The organism is Halococcus agarilyticus, assembly GCF_000334895.1.
In the GTDB taxonomy this organism is placed as follows: Archaea; Halobacteriota; Halobacteria; order Halobacteriales; family Halococcaceae; genus Halococcus; species Halococcus agarilyticus.
Genome location: NZ_BAFM01000010.1, coordinates 80,089 through 96,080, shown reverse-complemented (window position 1 = coordinate 96,080; position 15,992 = coordinate 80,089). Strand labels below are relative to the sequence as shown.

At 67.2% G+C, this 15,992-nt stretch carries 15 protein-coding genes; 9 read left to right on the top strand and 6 right to left on the bottom strand.

Annotated elements, in window-relative coordinates; genetic code table 11:
- Nucleotides 1–135: 135 nt before the first annotated feature.
- Genes TX76_RS09710 through TX76_RS09700 form a run of 3 tightly spaced genes read left to right on the top strand, consistent with a single transcriptional unit; the run spans nucleotide 136 to nucleotide 1,924 of the window.
- Nucleotides 136–615, top strand: coding sequence for a hypothetical protein (locus tag TX76_RS09710; RefSeq protein WP_228842353.1), 480 nt, complete (start codon nucleotides 136–138; stop codon nucleotides 613–615).
- Between the two features lie 53 nt (nucleotides 616–668).
- Nucleotides 669–1,223 (top strand): hypothetical protein, encoded by a 555-nt coding sequence (locus TX76_RS09705; RefSeq protein ID WP_228842352.1) that lies wholly within the window; start codon nucleotides 669–671, stop codon nucleotides 1,221–1,223.
- Complete coding sequence (locus tag TX76_RS09700) at nucleotides 1,220–1,924, top strand: class I SAM-dependent methyltransferase (protein WP_049902121.1); 705 nt, start codon at nucleotides 1,220–1,222, stop codon at nucleotides 1,922–1,924. Before TX76_RS09705 ends, TX76_RS09700 begins: the two co-directional genes overlap by 4 nt.
- Here TX76_RS09700 and endA read toward each other — a convergent pair whose 3' ends face one another.
- From endA to TX76_RS09685, 3 genes are all read right to left on the bottom strand, one after another.
- Nucleotides 1,925–3,001 (bottom strand): tRNA-intron lyase, encoded by a 1,077-nt coding sequence (gene endA, locus TX76_RS09695; RefSeq protein ID WP_049902118.1) that lies wholly within the window; start codon nucleotides 2,999–3,001, stop codon nucleotides 1,925–1,927.
- A gap of 76 nt (nucleotides 3,002–3,077) precedes the next feature.
- Nucleotides 3,078–3,815 (bottom strand): topoisomerase DNA-binding C4 zinc finger domain-containing protein, encoded by a 738-nt coding sequence (locus TX76_RS09690; RefSeq protein WP_049902116.1) that lies wholly within the window; start codon nucleotides 3,813–3,815, stop codon nucleotides 3,078–3,080.
- Between the two features lie 120 nt (nucleotides 3,816–3,935).
- The gene (locus TX76_RS09685; RefSeq protein WP_049902114.1) at nucleotides 3,936–4,781 is read right to left on the bottom strand and encodes an alpha/beta fold hydrolase; all 846 of its coding nucleotides are present in this window, start codon (nucleotides 4,779–4,781) and stop codon (nucleotides 3,936–3,938) included.
- Nucleotides 4,782–4,954: 173 nt separating this feature from the next.
- Here TX76_RS09685 and TX76_RS09680 point away from each other — a divergent pair, with 173 nt between their 5' ends.
- Nucleotides 4,955–5,617: an HAD family hydrolase gene (locus TX76_RS09680; protein ID WP_049902210.1), complete on the top strand. Its 663-nt coding sequence runs from the start codon at nucleotides 4,955–4,957 to the stop codon at nucleotides 5,615–5,617.
- Nucleotides 5,618–5,689: 72 nt separating this feature from the next.
- The gene (locus TX76_RS09675; RefSeq protein WP_049902111.1) at nucleotides 5,690–5,893 is read left to right on the top strand and encodes a hypothetical protein; all 204 of its coding nucleotides are present in this window, start codon (nucleotides 5,690–5,692) and stop codon (nucleotides 5,891–5,893) included.
- A gap of 535 nt (nucleotides 5,894–6,428) precedes the next feature.
- Here TX76_RS09675 and TX76_RS09670 read toward each other — a convergent pair.
- The 3 genes from TX76_RS09670 to TX76_RS09660 form a co-directional block, all read right to left on the bottom strand.
- Complete coding sequence (locus TX76_RS09670; protein WP_049902108.1) at nucleotides 6,429–8,759, bottom strand: DEAD/DEAH box helicase; 2,331 nt, start codon at nucleotides 8,757–8,759, stop codon at nucleotides 6,429–6,431.
- A 262-nt stretch (nucleotides 8,760–9,021) separates the two neighbouring features.
- Complete coding sequence (locus TX76_RS09665; RefSeq protein ID WP_049902105.1) at nucleotides 9,022–9,462, bottom strand: hypothetical protein; 441 nt, start codon at nucleotides 9,460–9,462, stop codon at nucleotides 9,022–9,024.
- A gap of 44 nt (nucleotides 9,463–9,506) precedes the next feature.
- Nucleotides 9,507–11,006 carry an MATE family efflux transporter gene (locus tag TX76_RS09660; RefSeq protein WP_154019046.1) on the bottom strand — a complete coding sequence of 500 codons (1,500 nt, stop codon included), beginning with the start codon at nucleotides 11,004–11,006 and terminating at the stop codon, nucleotides 9,507–9,509.
- Nucleotides 11,007–11,074: 68 nt separating this feature from the next.
- Here TX76_RS09660 and lipA point away from each other — a divergent pair, with 68 nt between their 5' ends.
- From lipA to TX76_RS09640, 4 genes are all read left to right on the top strand, one after another.
- Nucleotides 11,075–12,025 (top strand): lipoyl synthase, encoded by a 951-nt coding sequence (gene lipA / locus TX76_RS09655; protein WP_049902097.1) that lies wholly within the window; start codon nucleotides 11,075–11,077, stop codon nucleotides 12,023–12,025.
- A gap of 225 nt (nucleotides 12,026–12,250) precedes the next feature.
- The gene (gene pdhA, locus TX76_RS09650; RefSeq protein ID WP_049902095.1) at nucleotides 12,251–13,354 is read left to right on the top strand and encodes a pyruvate dehydrogenase (acetyl-transferring) E1 component subunit alpha; all 1,104 of its coding nucleotides are present in this window, start codon (nucleotides 12,251–12,253) and stop codon (nucleotides 13,352–13,354) included.
- A gap of 8 nt (nucleotides 13,355–13,362) precedes the next feature.
- Nucleotides 13,363–14,376: an alpha-ketoacid dehydrogenase subunit beta gene (locus TX76_RS09645; protein WP_049902092.1), complete on the top strand. Its 1,014-nt coding sequence runs from the start codon at nucleotides 13,363–13,365 to the stop codon at nucleotides 14,374–14,376.
- Nucleotide 14,377: 1 nt separating this feature from the next.
- Nucleotides 14,378–15,970, top strand: coding sequence for a dihydrolipoamide acetyltransferase family protein (locus tag TX76_RS09640; protein ID WP_049902089.1), 1,593 nt, complete (start codon nucleotides 14,378–14,380; stop codon nucleotides 15,968–15,970).
- The last annotated feature ends 22 nt before the right edge of the window (nucleotides 15,971–15,992 follow it).

Genomic DNA, 15,992 nt, shown 5'->3' with positions numbered 1-15,992 from the left:
ACGAGAAGCCACCGAAGAGCCACGGTGGCGTCGATTTAGCGGTGACGTATCGAGCGGCGAGTAGCGACAGCCACGAGCATGACAGGACACACAGCCGACACGGTGGACGGAGAGAGGGATGACAGGTGGACGATAATGGATCCAACAGCGGTGGCCGAGCGGAGTGGGGTGGCGTCCGAACAACGAACGTACGAGCGCGACGACGTAGAGCACTGTGAAACCGACGCCGTGGGACGGGTCGTCGTCGGTATCACGGACGCCGATGGACGGTTGCTCCTCGTCGTCAACCCCGAGGACGAGTTCGCGGTCCTGCCGAACGAGGCGGTCGATCCAGGTGGCGACTGGGCAGCGGTCGGTCGGTGGCTGATCGAGGAGATGACCGGTACCGACACGACACTCGACGGCGCGCGGGCAGTCCGCGAGGTAGAACACGTCGTTGACGGCGAGAAGCAATCACAAACGCACCACGTTGTCGTCGAAGGATCCATCGCCGACGATACGGTGACGGACGGCTTCGACGAGGCGGACTGGGAGTTTCGATGGGTCGAGACGGTGCCGGGATGGCTCGAAGCGGACGGGACCGGCCGCCGTGCCGATGTCGAGCGGTTCCTGTGATCGATGCCGGAGAGAGGACGGTTCGAACGGCGCGAACAGCGATCATCACAGACATGCACGAACACGCAATCGACACAGCAGACAGCACGGACGGTGACGGCCAGATCACAATGGACCCCGAAGCACTCGCGGAACGCGATGGCGTCGCGTTCGAGCACCAGACTTACGAACACGACGGCGCGGACCACTGTGAAACCGACGCCGCAGGACGGGTTATCGTCGGGATAGCCGATCCAGACGGACGAGTGCTGGTCGTCGTCCAACCTGAGGAGAACCACGCGATCCTGCCGAACGAGACGGTTGAGCCGGACGGTGACTGGGCGGCAGTCGGCCGGGAACGAGTAGAAGGAATGGCCGGCATCGGAGTGACCCTCGACGACGTGCGGTGTGTCCGTGAGGTCGAACACCGCGTGGACGGCGAAGCTCGATCACGGACCCACCACGTCGTCTTCGGCGGATCGTTCGCCGATCCCGACGCGTCCCTCAACGGGCTGTGTGAGGACAACCCGTGGGAACTCCGGTGGATCGACGCGATGCCGACGTGGCTCGACGACAACGCGAAGGGAGTCTACGCCGACATCGAACGGTTCGTGGGGACGAACGCATGAGTAGCGGAGCCACCGGAGACGCCTTCGACTGGGACGCGTACTGGACCGACGCCGACGAGGAGAAACGCGAGGAAGCGAGCCCGAGCAGCCACCACGCAGCGGACGTGTTGCCCGAGTTCGTCGATCGGTTCGACGCACCGCCAGGCGTCGCGGACGTGGGCTGTGGAGCCGGCGTCACGACCTTCACGGCGGCCGACCGCCTCGCGGAGACGGTCGTCGGCTACGACACAGCCGCCCCGGTCGTCGAGCGGAACCGCGACCGCGCCGAGCGGGAGGGCGTCGAAAACGTCCGTTTCGAGCAAGCGACGCTCCCGACGTTCGACCCCGATCGCGAGTTCGGCATCGTCTTCTCGTACTTTACGCTCCAGTACGTGCGGGACGTGGAGCGGACACTGGAAAACCTCTATGCGGCGGTCGCACCAGGCGGCGCACTCGTGTGCAACTACATGAACCGTGCGGCCCGCGACTTTTGCCTAGTCGCGGCCGACGACCCGCACGCCAACGTGGACCACCCGTTCGTGTTCGATCCCGACCAGTACACCGAGCGGTTCGGCGCGCTGCTGGACGGCGACAGCGTACTCTCACGCGAGCGGATCTACGAGACGCTCGGCACGTGGCCGCGGAGCGCGTTCACGATCGCCGACCGACCGGACGTGCGGTGGGCGTGGCACCACGCCCCGCTGGTGTACGTCCCGAAGTAGTCAGGGCGTGAGCCGCTCGACGGCGAGCCAGTCGACGTCACCGGTCGGGGTCGTCAGCGCGAACGTCATCCGCTTGTGGACCCCGCCGGCCAGGCGGACGTCGAGCGAGAGTTCGCGCGGCGCGAACGCGTGATCGGCGGGTAGCGCCCGGACGAGCCGCTCGGAGTGACCGAGGTCGTCGACGCTCTCGACGTCGGCGTAGGTCCGGAAGTCCGCGCCGAACTTGAACCCGGTCTTCGGGACGACGCCGGCCTCGCGGAGCGCCGTATACACCGCAAGCCGGCGGTCGAATCGATCGCCCTCGACCCGTCGACCCCGGTCGACGACCCTGGTGAGATCGACGCCGAGATCGATCGCGCCCTCGCCGAGGAGAAAGGCGGTCTCGACGAGGGAGAGCTGGAGCGGACCGTCCTCGGCCCCGCGGCCGGCGAGGCGTTGACCGTAAAAGGCCGCCCCGTAGAGTTCGTCGGGCGGGTCCCAGAGGACCGCACGATCCGCGAGGAGATCACCCACAACGTCGGTCGGTGCGTCGTACGCCGTCGATCCGTCGACGGCGGGACGGGTGGTGTCGAGGTAGGTGATCTCGCTCTCCTCGTCGACGACCGCGAGGACGCAGTGTCCGAGGCTCGACGCCCGGATCGACTCGCGCTCGCCGACGACCCGGATCCGGTAGGCGATCGCGTCGTCCCACGGCCCTTTGCCCTGCGGGTAGACGATCAGATCGGGACCGGCCTGGGCGTCGGCGTCACCGCCGTGGCTGTCAGGGATGGCGTCGGACGCGACGTCGCTGTCGCCCACGTCGATCCAGCCCTCGCGCGCGGGCGAGAGGTAGAATCCGCGCTCGCGGAAGTCCTTGTAGACCAGAAATCGGACGACGCAGTCTTCGACGCCGAGGAACTCACGAAACCCCATCCCGTCGACCGCGTCGAGATCGCCGCGAAAGAGCAGGTGAGCGGCCTCGACCGGCGCGAGCGCAACCCCATCGCCCGTGGGTCGGCCGTACCCACTGGAATCGTAAAAGCGCTGGCGAGCGTCGCCCCCGACCATCACGACGTCGCCATCGAGCCGTCCCTCCATACCAGGTGTCGCGCCGTGGGCGGACATAGGGGCTGTGGTCCACCGGTCCGGGCGCGTCGACAGGGCCGAACTGCACTCAGCCGGCGCGCTCGCAGGTCGCGTCGAGACACCGCGTTCCACTCGGGGTCGAAAATTTGGGCAGCCCACAGCCGCATTCGCCGTCGACGATGCCGGTCGGGAAGGAAAAGGCGGTCTCGCAGTCGGGGTAGTTGTCGCAGCCGGCGAGGAGCCCGCCCTCCCGAATCACCCGGAGATCGCCGCCACAGTCGGGGCAGTCCCACGCGCGGTCGAACGCCGCTTTCACTGCGCCGTCGAGCGACTCGCACTCCCGATCGACACAGAGCGTGAACGCGCGCCCGCGCTCGGCGCGCATCGTCGGGAGGCCACACGCCTCGCAGCGGTCGTCGAGCACGTCCGCGCCCGCCGCCAGGCCGTACCGTGCCTCGCAGTCGAGACACGTCACCGCGCCGTCCGCGCGGACGAGCGCCTCCGCACAGTCGGGACAGTCCCCGACCGGCGCGCCGGCAGCGGAGGCGGGGTAGCGCGCGAGCCCGTACCGATCGTTGGCGACGACCCGGAGGCGCGAATCGCCGTCGATCGCGGTGAGCGAGAACTCCTCGGTACTCGTCCCGTCGTACGCGAGCGTCTCGGGGCGGGTGAGCCACGCCACGGGCTGATAGCCGTCGCGATCGTGGACCAACACCGTGTCGTCGGGTTTGACCACCACCACGACGTCGCCGCGCTGCTCGTGGGCACGGTCGCCCTCGGCGGTGATCGTGCAGTCGCCGGCGAACACCCGGATGCCGTCGGACATGGCCCGGGATGGTCACGGCTTCGGGTGTAAACCTTCGCCGACGGAAACGAACGGGAAGCGCCTTGTCTGGCTGTGAATAGTGTGCTCATGGACGCAATCGCCAACGTCGCGAGATGGCGCTTATCCGGATACGCGTTCGAGCGAGGAAGCGAGGAGTTCACGAAGCGACTCGACGACGAACTCGGGACTATCGACGGTGGAAACGTGACCGGCGTTCGGTATTCGACTCGCTTCGGCGTGGGGAATGACGTTCTCCATGTATTTCGCATGACGGCGAATCAGCGGTATCTCGTATTCCCCATAGAGAATCAATGACGGAACGAGGATCGACGAGTAATCGATAGACTCCGAAGGGTATGACTCCACTGCTTTGCGGATTTTCGTCGACTCATCTGCCGAAGGTTTTGGAAATTCTTCCGCATGACTTCGCAGAATGCGCTCGATCTCCTCCATATCGCCAGCGCCTCTCGGGTCGTATCGCCATTCGTCGATCCGGTGCATCACTGCCATGAGCCGGTCGCGGTCGACGACCGTCGACAGTACATCGATGAGTTTCGGTAGCGCCCGTCGCTCGACCCACTCACCGCGCGTCTGAGCTTCCGGCGTTTCCGCTCCCAACGTACAGAGAGCACCGATAGTATCCGGATATGCAGCGGCATATGCCAGCGCAACCATTCCGCCCATTGACCGCCCACAGATCGCTGGCCTGTCGAGGTCGAGGGTCGTAACGAGCGCATTGAGATCCTCGACGTACGATCGCATCGTGTAGGAATCGAGCTCGGAGCCACCGGTTCGGCCGTGTCCCCGGAGGTCGTACACGATGATTCGGTAGTCCGTGGCGAGCGAGCGGACTTGCTCGGCCCAGAGACGGTGGTCACCCCACGCACCGTGAAGAAATACAACCGGCGGACCGTCGCCGTATTCTTCGTAGTACGTTTGGATCCCGTTCGTCTCGGCAGTCGGCATGGAGCAAGTGTGGAACGACGAGTTGTTTGTCTTTCGATGTTTTCTCGGTTACCAGCAGTCACTCCCCGCTGTCAGAGCCCGATCGGGGTTCGCATTTCGAAGGAAGCGCGATGGAGGAGCGGAAACGGAATCGAACCGGAGTTCATTTGCTGGGCTGGGTGTTCGAGCAAGCAATGAGTGCTGACAGGTCGAGTGTCGACGAAGCCGTACTGTTCGACATGGACGGCGTGATCGTCGACTCCGAGCGCTACTGGGCCGAGATCGAGGAGGAGCGCATCTTCCCCGCGGCGGGCGTCCCCGACCTCCAGGCCGCGGAGATCACCGGAATGAACTACCGCGAGGTCTACGACTACCTCGACGACGAGTACGGCGTGACCGTCGACCGCGAGGAGTTCCTCGGGATCTACGAGGCGGCCGCCCGCGAGGTCTACACCGAGCGCGCCGCGCTCATGGACGGCTTTCGCGATCTCTGTGGCACGCTCCGGGATCGAGGGACGCGCCTCGCGATCGTCTCCTCCTCGCCGCCCGAGTGGATCGACCTGGTGTGCGATCGGTTCGAACTGACGGGCTTCGACGCGACCGTCTCGGCCGAAGACATCGACGGGCCTGGCAAGCCCGAACCCGACGTCTACCGCCATGCGGCCAACGAACTCGCGCTCGATCCCACCGACTGCGTCGCGGTCGAGGATTCGACCCACGGCGTGGCGTCGGCCACGGCGGTCGGGATGACCTGCATTGGCTACCGCGGTGCGAACGCGAAGGAACTCGACCTCGCGGCGGCGGATAGCGTCGTCGACGGGCCCCAGGAACTCCGGGCGGCACTGCTCGCGCGGTAATCGGGAGCGAGACCGTGATAACTCACAACGAGAGAGACGTGGATTTTTGTTACCAGGGACACGAAACGGCGTATGGAGTTGGACAGGTATAGCGGGAAGCTCGACGTACTCCGACAGCTCGGCGTGCTCGTCGGGCTGGTGCTGTTCGTGCTGGTCGCTGGCTACCTGCTCACCGGAACCCCCACTGCCGGGATCGGTGCGATAGTGGGTGTGGCGGCCGTCTTCGTCGCGGTGTATGCTTTGTATGTCTTCTACAACAGCATCGCGGCTGAGTAGCCCCGTTTCCGCAGGAACTCGGAGTAGGCTGCTTGCATGACGAATCCCAAAACGGGAGACGAACCGCGAGTTGATATCGAAGTGTTCGTTCATGACTAGGTTGGGTAGATTGGAACGGGACACGAACCAAGAGTGCCGACACAAATGAAAACCGCCACCGCCCCGCAGACCGCACCCGGGCCACGGGCCTCCCCAGCCGATTCACTTCGCTCGCTCCGCTCGCTTCGCTCACGGGGCGCTTTGCTCCCCGTTCGCGCGTTCGGCGGCGTCGCCGGCGCTTCGCGTCGGCTGCCCGAGGGACGCGAAGCGTCCCTCGCTGCTCACTTCGTTCGCGCCGCCTGTCGTTCATCCCTCGCGCGCGAGCGCGCTCACACACCGCAGCGCGCTCGCCGCGCGCCACCCACACGCAACCGCACAGCAGCCGTATAGCGGCTCGGATCACCCGACACCCGGTTCTCTCGGGCCACCGCCGCTATCGGACGAGTCCGCGATCGAGGGGAGCACACCACGAGAGGTCACGACGTGACGCCGAGGATCAGTCGACCCACACAGTTCTGGTTTCGGTGACCGGTTCGAGCGGGAGTTCGGGGAAGATCACCTCGACAGCGAAGGTGAGTGTATCGGGGTCGCCGCCGAACACCGGCACGGGCACCGTCTCGCTGCCGAGATAGGAGTCGGTCGCGGTCATCTCGACGTCGTTCACCGTCACCCGGAGACCGGCGCGCGCGCCGCCGGCGTGGTTCGTAATCGTGACCTCGCGGGGGTCGTTCTCGCCACGCGCGATCCGTTCGGGGAACTCGCCCCACTCGATCTCGATCCGGGGGAGTTCGCGCGCGCTCTCGACGACGCGTTCGGCGACGCCCTCGCTCAGTCCGGCGTCGACCAGCCCCGCGGTGCCGGCGGCGACCACGTCGGAAGGCGTCTCGATGCCCTCCCCGGCGAGTTTGCTCGCCCGGCCCGGCCCGACGCCGTCGATCGCGGTGAGCGCGGCGGCAGCCTCGCTCACGCCGTTCTCGACGCGCGCAGCCACGCGGCTCGCGCGGTTCGCCTCGCGTGGCCCACCGAACCGATCGAGGAACGCCCGCAGCGCCGCGAGCAGCCGGAGCGCGTTCTGCCGGATGACCCACGCGTCGCTCCGAAGCTCGGTGGGGGTCGAACCGGTCGTGCTGGCGTCGAGGATCGCGAGCACCTTGCGGGTTCCCGAGTCGAGATCCTTTCCACGGGAGCCGAGCACGTCGTCGATCGCGTCGCGCTCGGCCTGGCGTGCGTTCACGCTGTCGAACTCCGCACTGGCGGCGACGGTCGCGAGGATTTCGTCGGTGCTGGGATCCGCCCCCGCCAGCTCCTCGAACCGGCTCGCGGTCGGGAGCCGGAGGTAGTAGGCAGAAGCGAGCGTTCCCAACGGTGTGGCCGACACCCGGAGGCCGTCGGTCGCGACGAACCCACGCTCCCGGAGTTCGGCGAGCGTCTCGCGGACCGCCTCGCGCAAGTCGTCGACCGCGTCGGGGTTCGAGCTGCTCTGCGCCCGGACGAACGCGAACGTGGTTTCGAGCCAGTCCATCACGTCGCCGACGTCCCCGATCGTGCCCATCGCGATCTCGGCGTTGAGGTGGGTGTCGAGGTCCGCGGTGAGATGCGATTCGATCTCCTTCCCGTCGCGGAGCAGACGACGATACTTCTCGGCGTCGCTCCCGTCACAGACCACGTGCGCGTAGCCCGCGTCGTCGTAGCCTGGCCGGCCCGCCCGTCCGAGCATCTGGAGCACGTCGAGCGGACTCATGTCGACCTCGCCCTCCAGGGGGTCGTGGTATTTCGTATCCCGAATCACGACACACCGAGCGGGGAGGTTGACGCCCCACGCGAGCGTCGAGGTCGAGAAGAGGAGTTGTATCTTCCCCTGCCGGAACCACTCCTCGACGTGATCCTTGTCGGATTTCGAGAGGCCGGCGTGGTGGAAGGCAACGCCATCGAGCGCCGAGTTCCGGAGCGTCTGGTTCTCCAAAACTTGGGTCTCGGTATGAAAATCGTAGTCGCCGCGCGCGCCGATCGGGACGTCCCGCGAGGCGAGTTCGTCCCGGGCCTTCTCGGCCGCACGGACGGTATCCTGGCGGGAGGCGACGAAGACGAGCGCCTGGCCGTCGTCGCGGATGTGCTCCTCGGCGAGATCGAGCGCGCGGTACAGCCGGCGGTACTTGTCGGCGAAGGCGTTCTCGCCGTGGGTGTAGGTCCGAACGTCGGCTTCGAGCTCGACAGGACGATACTCCTCGCCGAAGTCGAACGTCGATTCGGGAGGAGCGTCGAGCCACTCGGCGACCTCGTCGACGTTCGGCATCGTGGCCGAGAGTGCGACGATTCTGGGTGCCGAGAGCCGCCGGAGCCGCGAGATCGTGACTTCGAGCACGCTGCCGCGGCGCTCGGAGTCGAGGAGGTGGACCTCGTCGATGACACAGCACGCGACGTCGGTGATGAACCCGTATCTGGGGGAGTCGTGCTTCCGTGTCGCCGAATCGACCTTCTCGGGCGTCATCACGAGGATGTCCGCGCGCTCGGCTCGGCGGGGGCTGAGGTCGCGCTCGCCGGTGACGACGTACACCGAGTAGCCGAGGTCCTCGAAGCGCTCCCACTCCGACTCCTTCTCGTTGGTGAGCGCGCGCAGCGGCGCGATGAAGAGGGCGGTGTCGCCCGCATCGAGACATCTGCAGATCGCGAGCTCGGCGAGTGCGGTCTTCCCGCTGGCGGTGGGCGCGCTCGCGACCACGTTCTCGTCGCCCTCCAGAATCGCCGGCAGCGCCTCGCGCTGCATCCGGTTGAACGACTCGAAGGCGAACGCGTCGGCGAACGCGGGGACGGTCTCGGCGACGTTCATGCGAAGCACCTCCTGGGGTGCTTCGCATGAGCCCGTCGTGAGCGGAGCGAAACGACGGCGTTCACGGCGATGGCCTCCAGCAGTCTCCAGAGACACGTCGTGAGCGGCGCGAAACGACGGAGGTAATCACGTGCCTCGACGGTGAGAGTGGGGCGGCCAAAGGCGTTTCCTTACCCGTCGCTCGGGCGCTCGGCCCGGCTCGGTGACGCAGCTGGAAACACCCGCAACGGTAGTCAGAAGAGCCGTTCAGGGCGAGAGGTGACTACCCGTCCGAGTCCGAATCGGTGTCGGCACCGTCGGAGTCCGTATCCGTGTCCGTGCCGTCTGCATCGGTGTCGGTATCCACACCATCCGTATCGGTGTCGGTATCGATGCCGTCCGCATCGGCATCAGCGTCGCCATCGCTCCCGTCCGCATCCACGTCGGCATCCCCGACAGCGCTGCGTCGAGCCTCCCGATCGGTGCGGGTCGCCGTTCGTTCGTCGCTAGCGAGGTCATCGCCGGTGAGATAGAGGTAGATCGGTGGGAGGAGGTACGACGCGATCGCGACGGCGATGAATCCGGGGTGAACGGTGGCCAGCAGCCCGAACGCCGTCAGGGCGGCTGCTGCCGCCGCGTGGACGCCGGTTCGTCGTTTCGTGTAGCGGCGGTAGTAGTCCCACCCCCGTCGAAGCCGCCCCGTGGATGCTGCCGGCGCGCTCATGGGAGGAACATCGTCGCCCGGCGTCTTCAGTGGTCCGCCGACGGTCAGTCCGCGGCGATGGCGCGTTCGGTCGCGCGCTGAAGCATGCCGCTCGACGTCTCGTAGCGGTAGTAGAGCGCGAGCCCGACCGCGGCCACGATGTTCGAGATCGTGACCGCCCAGAACACCGCGACCACGCCGACGCCCAGCAGTACGCCGGCCCCAGCCGCGATCGGGAGGCGAACGGCCCAGAACTGGAGGACCGTCGCGACGAAGCTGGTGCGGGTGCGCCGTGCGCCGTTGAACCCCGCCTCGAAAATGTATGCCGCACCGATCGCGGGGTAGCCGTAGGCGAGGATCCGGAGGTACTCGACCGAGAACGCGAGCGCGCGGTCGGTGAGGTCGGGGGCGAGCGCGGTGGCGACAGCAGTCGGAACGAGCCACTGGGCCAGTCCGATGACCGCGAGCCCCACGGCCGCGATCGCCACTCCGAGGTAGGTCGCGCGCCGCGCCCGGTCCGGCAGTTCGGCCCCGAGGTTCTGCCCGACGACGCTCTGGGTGGCCTGCTGGAGCCCGATCGCCGGAATGAACGCGATCGAGGCGATCCGTGCGCCGACGGTGTACGCCGCGAGCCCCGCCGCACCGCCGGCGGCGAACGCGACCGCGACGATCAGCACCCGGACGACCTGTCTGACCGCGCCCTGGCCCGCGACCGGCGCGCCGACGTCCAGGAGTTCGCGGAGCTCGTCGCGATCGAACGCCGCGGCCGCGCGCGAGTACATCCCGCCGTTGCGGCCGGCGAGGGCGAGCGCCACCGCGAGTGCGAACCCCACAGCGTAGCCCGCGATCGTGGCGAGACCCGCGCCGCGAATCCCGAGTGCGGGTGCGGGTCCCCATCCGAAGATCAGGACGGGATCGAGCGCGAGGTTCGTGCCGACCGTGGCGATCGAGATGTACAGCGGCGCGCGCGAGTCACCCCACCCGATGAACGCCCCCTCGACCGCGTCGCTCGCGGCGGCGAAGGGGAGCCCAAGCGCGAGCACCCCGAGATAGACGGTCGTGGACCGCGCCACCGCGCCGCCGGCTCCACCGCGAGTGAGTGTGAGGAGATCGGTCAGCGGGCCCGCACCCACCCTGAGGGTGAGGCCGCCGGCGATCCCGAGCACGAGCGCGAGGCCGAGACCCGTGGCGGCGGTCCGTCGTGCTGCGGGGACGTCCTCGCCGCCGATCCGCTGGGAAACGAGCACCTGCGTGCCGACGAACGGAGCGGTGATGACGAACGCGAACAGCAGCGCGACCACCGGGAGCGCGAGCCCGACCGCGGCGACCGCGACCGAACTCAGCCGTCCGAGCCAGAACAGATCGACCACCTGCTGGACCACCTGGACGAGGTTCTGGACCAGCAACGGGGCAGCGAGCGTGAGAAGCGCACGTCCCAGCGAACCCTCAGTTATCTCCTCGGGCGAGAGATCGAACATGGCGTTGCAGTAGCTGTGTGCGCTACCGTTGATTAAATTTCCCCCGAGAACACCGCATCGAAATCGCTGGTGCTGGTGTGGTTGCACAGCCCACACGGCGAGCGTGTGCTTCGCCGAACCCCACGCTTTTGCCGGCGCGGCCCCGAGAGCGGACAATGAGTCGCGCGCGCAAGCCCGACTGGCTCAGGACCCGACCGCCCTCGGGGGAGCGGTTCACCGAGATCAAGCGCACGCTCCGCGAGCGCGACCTCCACACCGTCTGCGAGGAGGCGAACTGCCCCAACATGGGCGAGTGCTGGTCCGGCGGGGACGGAGCCGGCAGCGGTCCCGGCACCGCGACCTTCATGCTGATGGGCGAGCGGTGCTCGCGCGGCTGTAACTTCTGTGATGTCGAGACTGGGGGAATGGAGCCACTCGACCCTGATGAGCCGGCAAACGTCGCCGACGCCGTCGCCGAGATCGGGCTCGACTACGTCGTTCTCACGTCGGTCGACCGCGACGACCTCGACGACCAGGGTGCGGCCCACTTCGCCCGGACCATCGAGGCGATCAAGCAGCGCGATCCCGAGATCCTCGTCGAGGTGTTGATCCCCGATTTCCAGGGCGATCCCGACTGCGTGCGTCAGATCATCGATGCGGAGCCGGACGTAATCGCCCACAACATCGAGACCGTCGAACGCCTCCAGTGGCCCGTCCGGGACCGCCGCGCGAACTACGAGCAGTCCCTTTCCGTGCTCGAACAGGTCGAACGCGAGTCAGACATCCACACCAAGACCTCGATCATGCTCGGCCTCGGCGAGTACGACCACGAGGTGTACCAGACCCTGGCCGACCTCCGGGAGGCCGACGTCGACATCGTCACCCTCGGCCAGTACCTCCAGCCCTCGCGAAGCCATCTGGAGGTCGGCTCGTACGTCCACCCCGACAAGTTCGAGACGTGGCGGGCGGTCGCCGAGGACGACCTCGACTTCCTCTACTGTGCCAGCGGCCCGATGGTGCGATCGTCGTACAAGGCGGGCGAGCTGTTCGTCGACGCAGTGATTCGAGAGGGTCGGTCGGTCGAGGAAGCGCGGACGACGGCGCGCGCTGCCTCGCGGTCGGTGTGAGCATCCGAACAGAACGCCCACGATCGAGCGCGCCCGGGAGTGGCGATACTCGATCGCAGCGAGCGCGATCGGCAACAACGATCGTCGTTTTCCCGCCCGAAAATCGGACGAACAGCAACTATCCGGACGTGGCTGGCAAGATTGGCAGCCACGGAAAGTCATTTACAAAAGGGATATAACCGAGGCGGCCGAGTCGGTTGGTATGTCAGCGAGGTGGCTTTGCCCGTGAGCACGCTACAGCGCGACCCCGGCGAGCGCTTCGGGATCCTCGACGAGGACGGCGAGGTGCGAGACGGCGTGGAGCCGCCCGACCTCGACGAGGAGACCCTCGTGGGGATGTATCGCGAGATGCGCTTGGTTCGCCACTTCGACCAGCGCGCCGTTTCCCTCCAGCGCCAGGGCCGGATGGGGACCTACCCCCCGCTGTCGGGTCAGGAAGGCGCACAGGTCGGCAGCGCCCACGCGCTCGCCGAGGAGGACTGGCTGTTCCCGAGCTACCGCGAGCACGGCGCATCGATGATTCGGGGGTTCTCCCTGGAGCGTACCCTGCTCTACTGGATGGGCCACGAGGTCGGCTACGAGGAAGACGACGCCAACATCTTCACGCCCGCAGTGCCGATCGCCACACAGATCCCCCATGCCACCGGCGCGGCGTGGGCCTCGAAGCTCAAGGGCGAGAACAAGGCGTTCCTCTGTTATTTCGGCGACGGCGCGACGAGCGAGGGTGACTTCCACGAGGCGCTCAACTTCGCCGGGGTGTTCGACACCCCGAACGTTTTCTTCTGTAACAACAACCAGTGGGCGATCTCGGTTCCCCGGGAACGCCAGTCCGCAAGCGCCACCCTGGCCCAGAAGGCCGACGCCTACGGGTTCGAGGGGATTCAGGTCGACGGGATGGACCCGCTCGCGGTGTACGAGGTGACGCGGCGCGCGATCGAGAAGGCGAAGGATCCCGACGAGGACCAGCTCCGGCCGACGATGATCGAGGCGGTCCAGTACCGCTTCGGCGCGCACACCACCGCCGACGATCCCTCGGTCTATCGCGACGACGAGGAGGTCGAGAAGTGGAAGGCGAAGGACCCGATCCCCCGCCTCGAAACCTACCTCGTGAACGAGGGACATCTCGACGACGAGCGGATCGACGCGATCGAGAGCGAGATCGAGGACGAAGTGGCCGACGCGATCGATGCCGCCGAGGCGTACGACCGGCCCGATCCCGAGGAGATGTTCGCGCACGTCTACGCGGACATGCCCAAACGCCTCGAAGAGCAGCGACGCTATCTCGAACGGCTGCGCGACACCCACGGCGACGACGAACTTCTCGAATAACGACAACTATGAGCGAAGCACAACAGGCCGAGGCGGAGGGGGAGAGTCAAAATCTCACGCTCGTGCAGGCCGTCCGGGATGGGCTGTACGGCGAGATGGAGCGGGACGACGACGTGCTCGTGATGGGCGAGGACGTCGGCAAAAATGGAGGTGTGTTCCGCGCCACGCAGGGTCTCTACGACGAGTTCGGCGACGACCGCGTGATCGACACGCCGCTCGCCGAATCGGGGATCATCGGGACGGCGGTCGGGATGTCGGCGTACGGGCTCCGGCCGGTGCCCGAGATCCAGTTCCTCGGGTTCATCTACCCGGGATTCGACCAGATCGTGAGCCACGCCGCCCGGCTCCGGACCCGCTCGCGGGGTCGGTACACCTGCCCGATGGTGATTCGTGCGCCGTACGGCGGTGGGATCCGCGCGCCCGAACACCACTCCGAATCCAAAGAAGCGTTCTTCGTTCACGAGCCGGGCCTCAAGGTCGCGATCCCGTCGACACCGTACGACGCCAAGGGGATGCTTGCGTCGGCGATCCGGGATCCCGACCCCGTGATGTTCCTCGAACCCAAACTCATCTACCGCGCGTTCCGCGAGGAGGTCCCCGACGAGTCCTACACCGTGCCGCTCGGCGAGGCTGCCGTCCGCCGGGAGGGGACTGACGTCTCGGTGTTCACGTGGGGCGCGATGACCCGCCCGACTATCGAAGCAGCAGAGGACCTCGCCGAAGAGGGGATCGACACGGAAGTGGTCGATCTTCGTACTCTTTCGCCGCTCGACGAAGAGACCATCCTCGAATCGTTCAAGAAGACGGGACGGGCGGCAGTGGTCCACGAGGCCCCCAAGACAGGGGGTCTCGCTGGCGAGATCACCTCGACCATCCAGGAGGAGGCGCTCATGTATCAGGAGGCCCCGATCGAGCGCGTCACGGGCTTCGACACCCCGTTCCCGCTGTACGCGCTGGAGGACTACTACCTCCCCGAGGCGGCACGGATCACCGACGGGATCCGGGAGGCCGCGGAGTTCTGAAATGGTCCGTGAGTTCAAGCTGCCCGACGTCGGCGAGGGCGTCGCCGAGGGCGAGATCGTCTCGTGGCTGGTCGAGACAGGCGACGCAGTAGAGGAGGACCAGGCGGTCGCGGAGGTCGAGACCGACAAAGCCGTCGTGGAGGTCCCCTCGCCGGTGAACGGCAGCGTGAAGGAGATCCTCGCCGAGGAGGGCGAGATGGTGCCCGTCGGCAACGTCATCATCACGTTCGCCGTGGAGGGCGAAGACGACGATCCGGGCGCGACGAGCCAGGAAGAGCCGGCCGAGAGCCGTACCGACACCGCGACCGAAACCGATCCCGACGCCGACGGAGCGGAGAGCGAAGCGAGCGCGGCGGGCACGGGGACGGGCCAGGACGGCGAAGCGTCGACCGCCGATGGACGGGTCTTCGCCGCGCCGAGCGCCCGTCGGCTCGCGCGCGAGCAGGGGATCGACATCGCGACCGTCGAGGGCTCGGGTCCCGGTGGGCGAGTGAGCGAGCACGACGTCCGTGCGGCCGCCGAGGGCGGCGCGAGCGGAACGGGCGGAGCTACTGGGGATGACGGAACGGGCGGTGAGGACGTCACGTCGGCCGTCTCGGACGTGTCGGACGAGACCGGCACGGCAGCCGAAACCGGTGGAGCGGCTGCCGGCGCTGGCGAGACGAGTGCCGCCCAGGCGTCCGCACCCTCGGGGGCGAACCGCGACCGCACCCTCGCCGCGCCCGCGACGCGGCGGCTCGCCGAGGAGGCGGGCGTCGACATCGACGACGTACCGACCGACGAGGAGCGCGACGGCGAGGCGTTCGTCTCACCGGAAGCGGTCGAGGCGTACGCCGAGGCCCAGCAGGAAGCCCAGGCCGCCGACACGGCCGCGGTCGCGGCGGGCGAGTCGGGAGCACAGGAGGAACGGATCCCGTATCGCGGGATGCGCCGGACCATCGGCCAGCAGATGGAGGCCTCGAAGTTCACCGCGCCCCACGTCACTCACCACGACGAGGTCGACGTCACCGAGCTGGTCGAGACCCGCGGGGAGCTGAAGGCGGTCGCGGCCGAGCGCGGCATCTCGCTGTCGTACATGCCGTTCATCATGAAAGCCTGCGTCGCCGCGCTCCGGGAGTTCCCGATGGTGAACGCGATGCTCGACGAGGAGGCCGAAGAGATCGTTCAGAAGAAGTATTACAACGTCGGCGTGGCGACCGCGACCGACGCTGGACTGATGGTACCCGTCGTCGACGACGCCGGCGACAAGAGCCTGCTCCAACTCGCTTCGGAGATGAACGAGCTGGTCGAGAAGGCCCGCGAGCGCTCGATCGCGCGCGAGGAGATGCAGGGCGGGACGTTCACGATCACCAACGTCGGCGCGATCGGCGGCGAGTACGCCACCCCGATCGTCAACCATCCCGAGGTGGCGATCCTCGCGCTCGGCGCGATCAAGGAGAAGCCACGCGTCGTGGACGGTGACGTGGTTCCACGCCACGTGATGACGGTCTCGCTCTCCTTCGATCACCGCGTGCTCGACGGTGCGATCGCCGCGCAGTTCACGAACAGAGTCGAGGAGTACCTCGAACACCCGAACCGACTACTGCTCGAATAGCGTCCGACGTTCGCTGTTTTTC

Coding starts and splice junctions, on each gene's coding strand:
- TX76_RS09710 (WP_228842353.1), top strand. CDS start 136: ATGGATCCAACAGCGGTGGCCGAGCGGAGTGGGGTGGCGTCCGAACAA.
- TX76_RS09705 (WP_228842352.1), top strand. CDS start 669: ATGCACGAACACGCAATCGACACAGCAGACAGCACGGACGGTGACGGC.
- TX76_RS09700 (WP_049902121.1), top strand. CDS start 1,220: ATGAGTAGCGGAGCCACCGGAGACGCCTTCGACTGGGACGCGTACTGG.
- endA (WP_049902118.1), bottom strand. CDS start 3,001: ATGGAGGGACGGCTCGATGGCGACGTCGTGATGGTCGGGGGCGACGCT.
- TX76_RS09690 (WP_049902116.1), bottom strand. CDS start 3,815: ATGTCCGACGGCATCCGGGTGTTCGCCGGCGACTGCACGATCACCGCC.
- TX76_RS09685 (WP_049902114.1), bottom strand. CDS start 4,781: ATGCCGACTGCCGAGACGAACGGGATCCAAACGTACTACGAAGAATAC.
- TX76_RS09680 (WP_049902210.1), top strand. CDS start 4,955: ATGAGTGCTGACAGGTCGAGTGTCGACGAAGCCGTACTGTTCGACATG.
- TX76_RS09675 (WP_049902111.1), top strand. CDS start 5,690: ATGGAGTTGGACAGGTATAGCGGGAAGCTCGACGTACTCCGACAGCTC.
- TX76_RS09670 (WP_049902108.1), bottom strand. CDS start 8,759: ATGAACGTCGCCGAGACCGTCCCCGCGTTCGCCGACGCGTTCGCCTTC.
- TX76_RS09665 (WP_049902105.1), bottom strand. CDS start 9,462: ATGAGCGCGCCGGCAGCATCCACGGGGCGGCTTCGACGGGGGTGGGAC.
- lipA (WP_049902097.1), top strand. CDS start 11,075: ATGAGTCGCGCGCGCAAGCCCGACTGGCTCAGGACCCGACCGCCCTCG.
- TX76_RS09645 (WP_049902092.1), top strand. CDS start 13,363: ATGAGCGAAGCACAACAGGCCGAGGCGGAGGGGGAGAGTCAAAATCTC.
- TX76_RS09640 (WP_049902089.1), top strand. CDS start 14,378: ATGGTCCGTGAGTTCAAGCTGCCCGACGTCGGCGAGGGCGTCGCCGAG.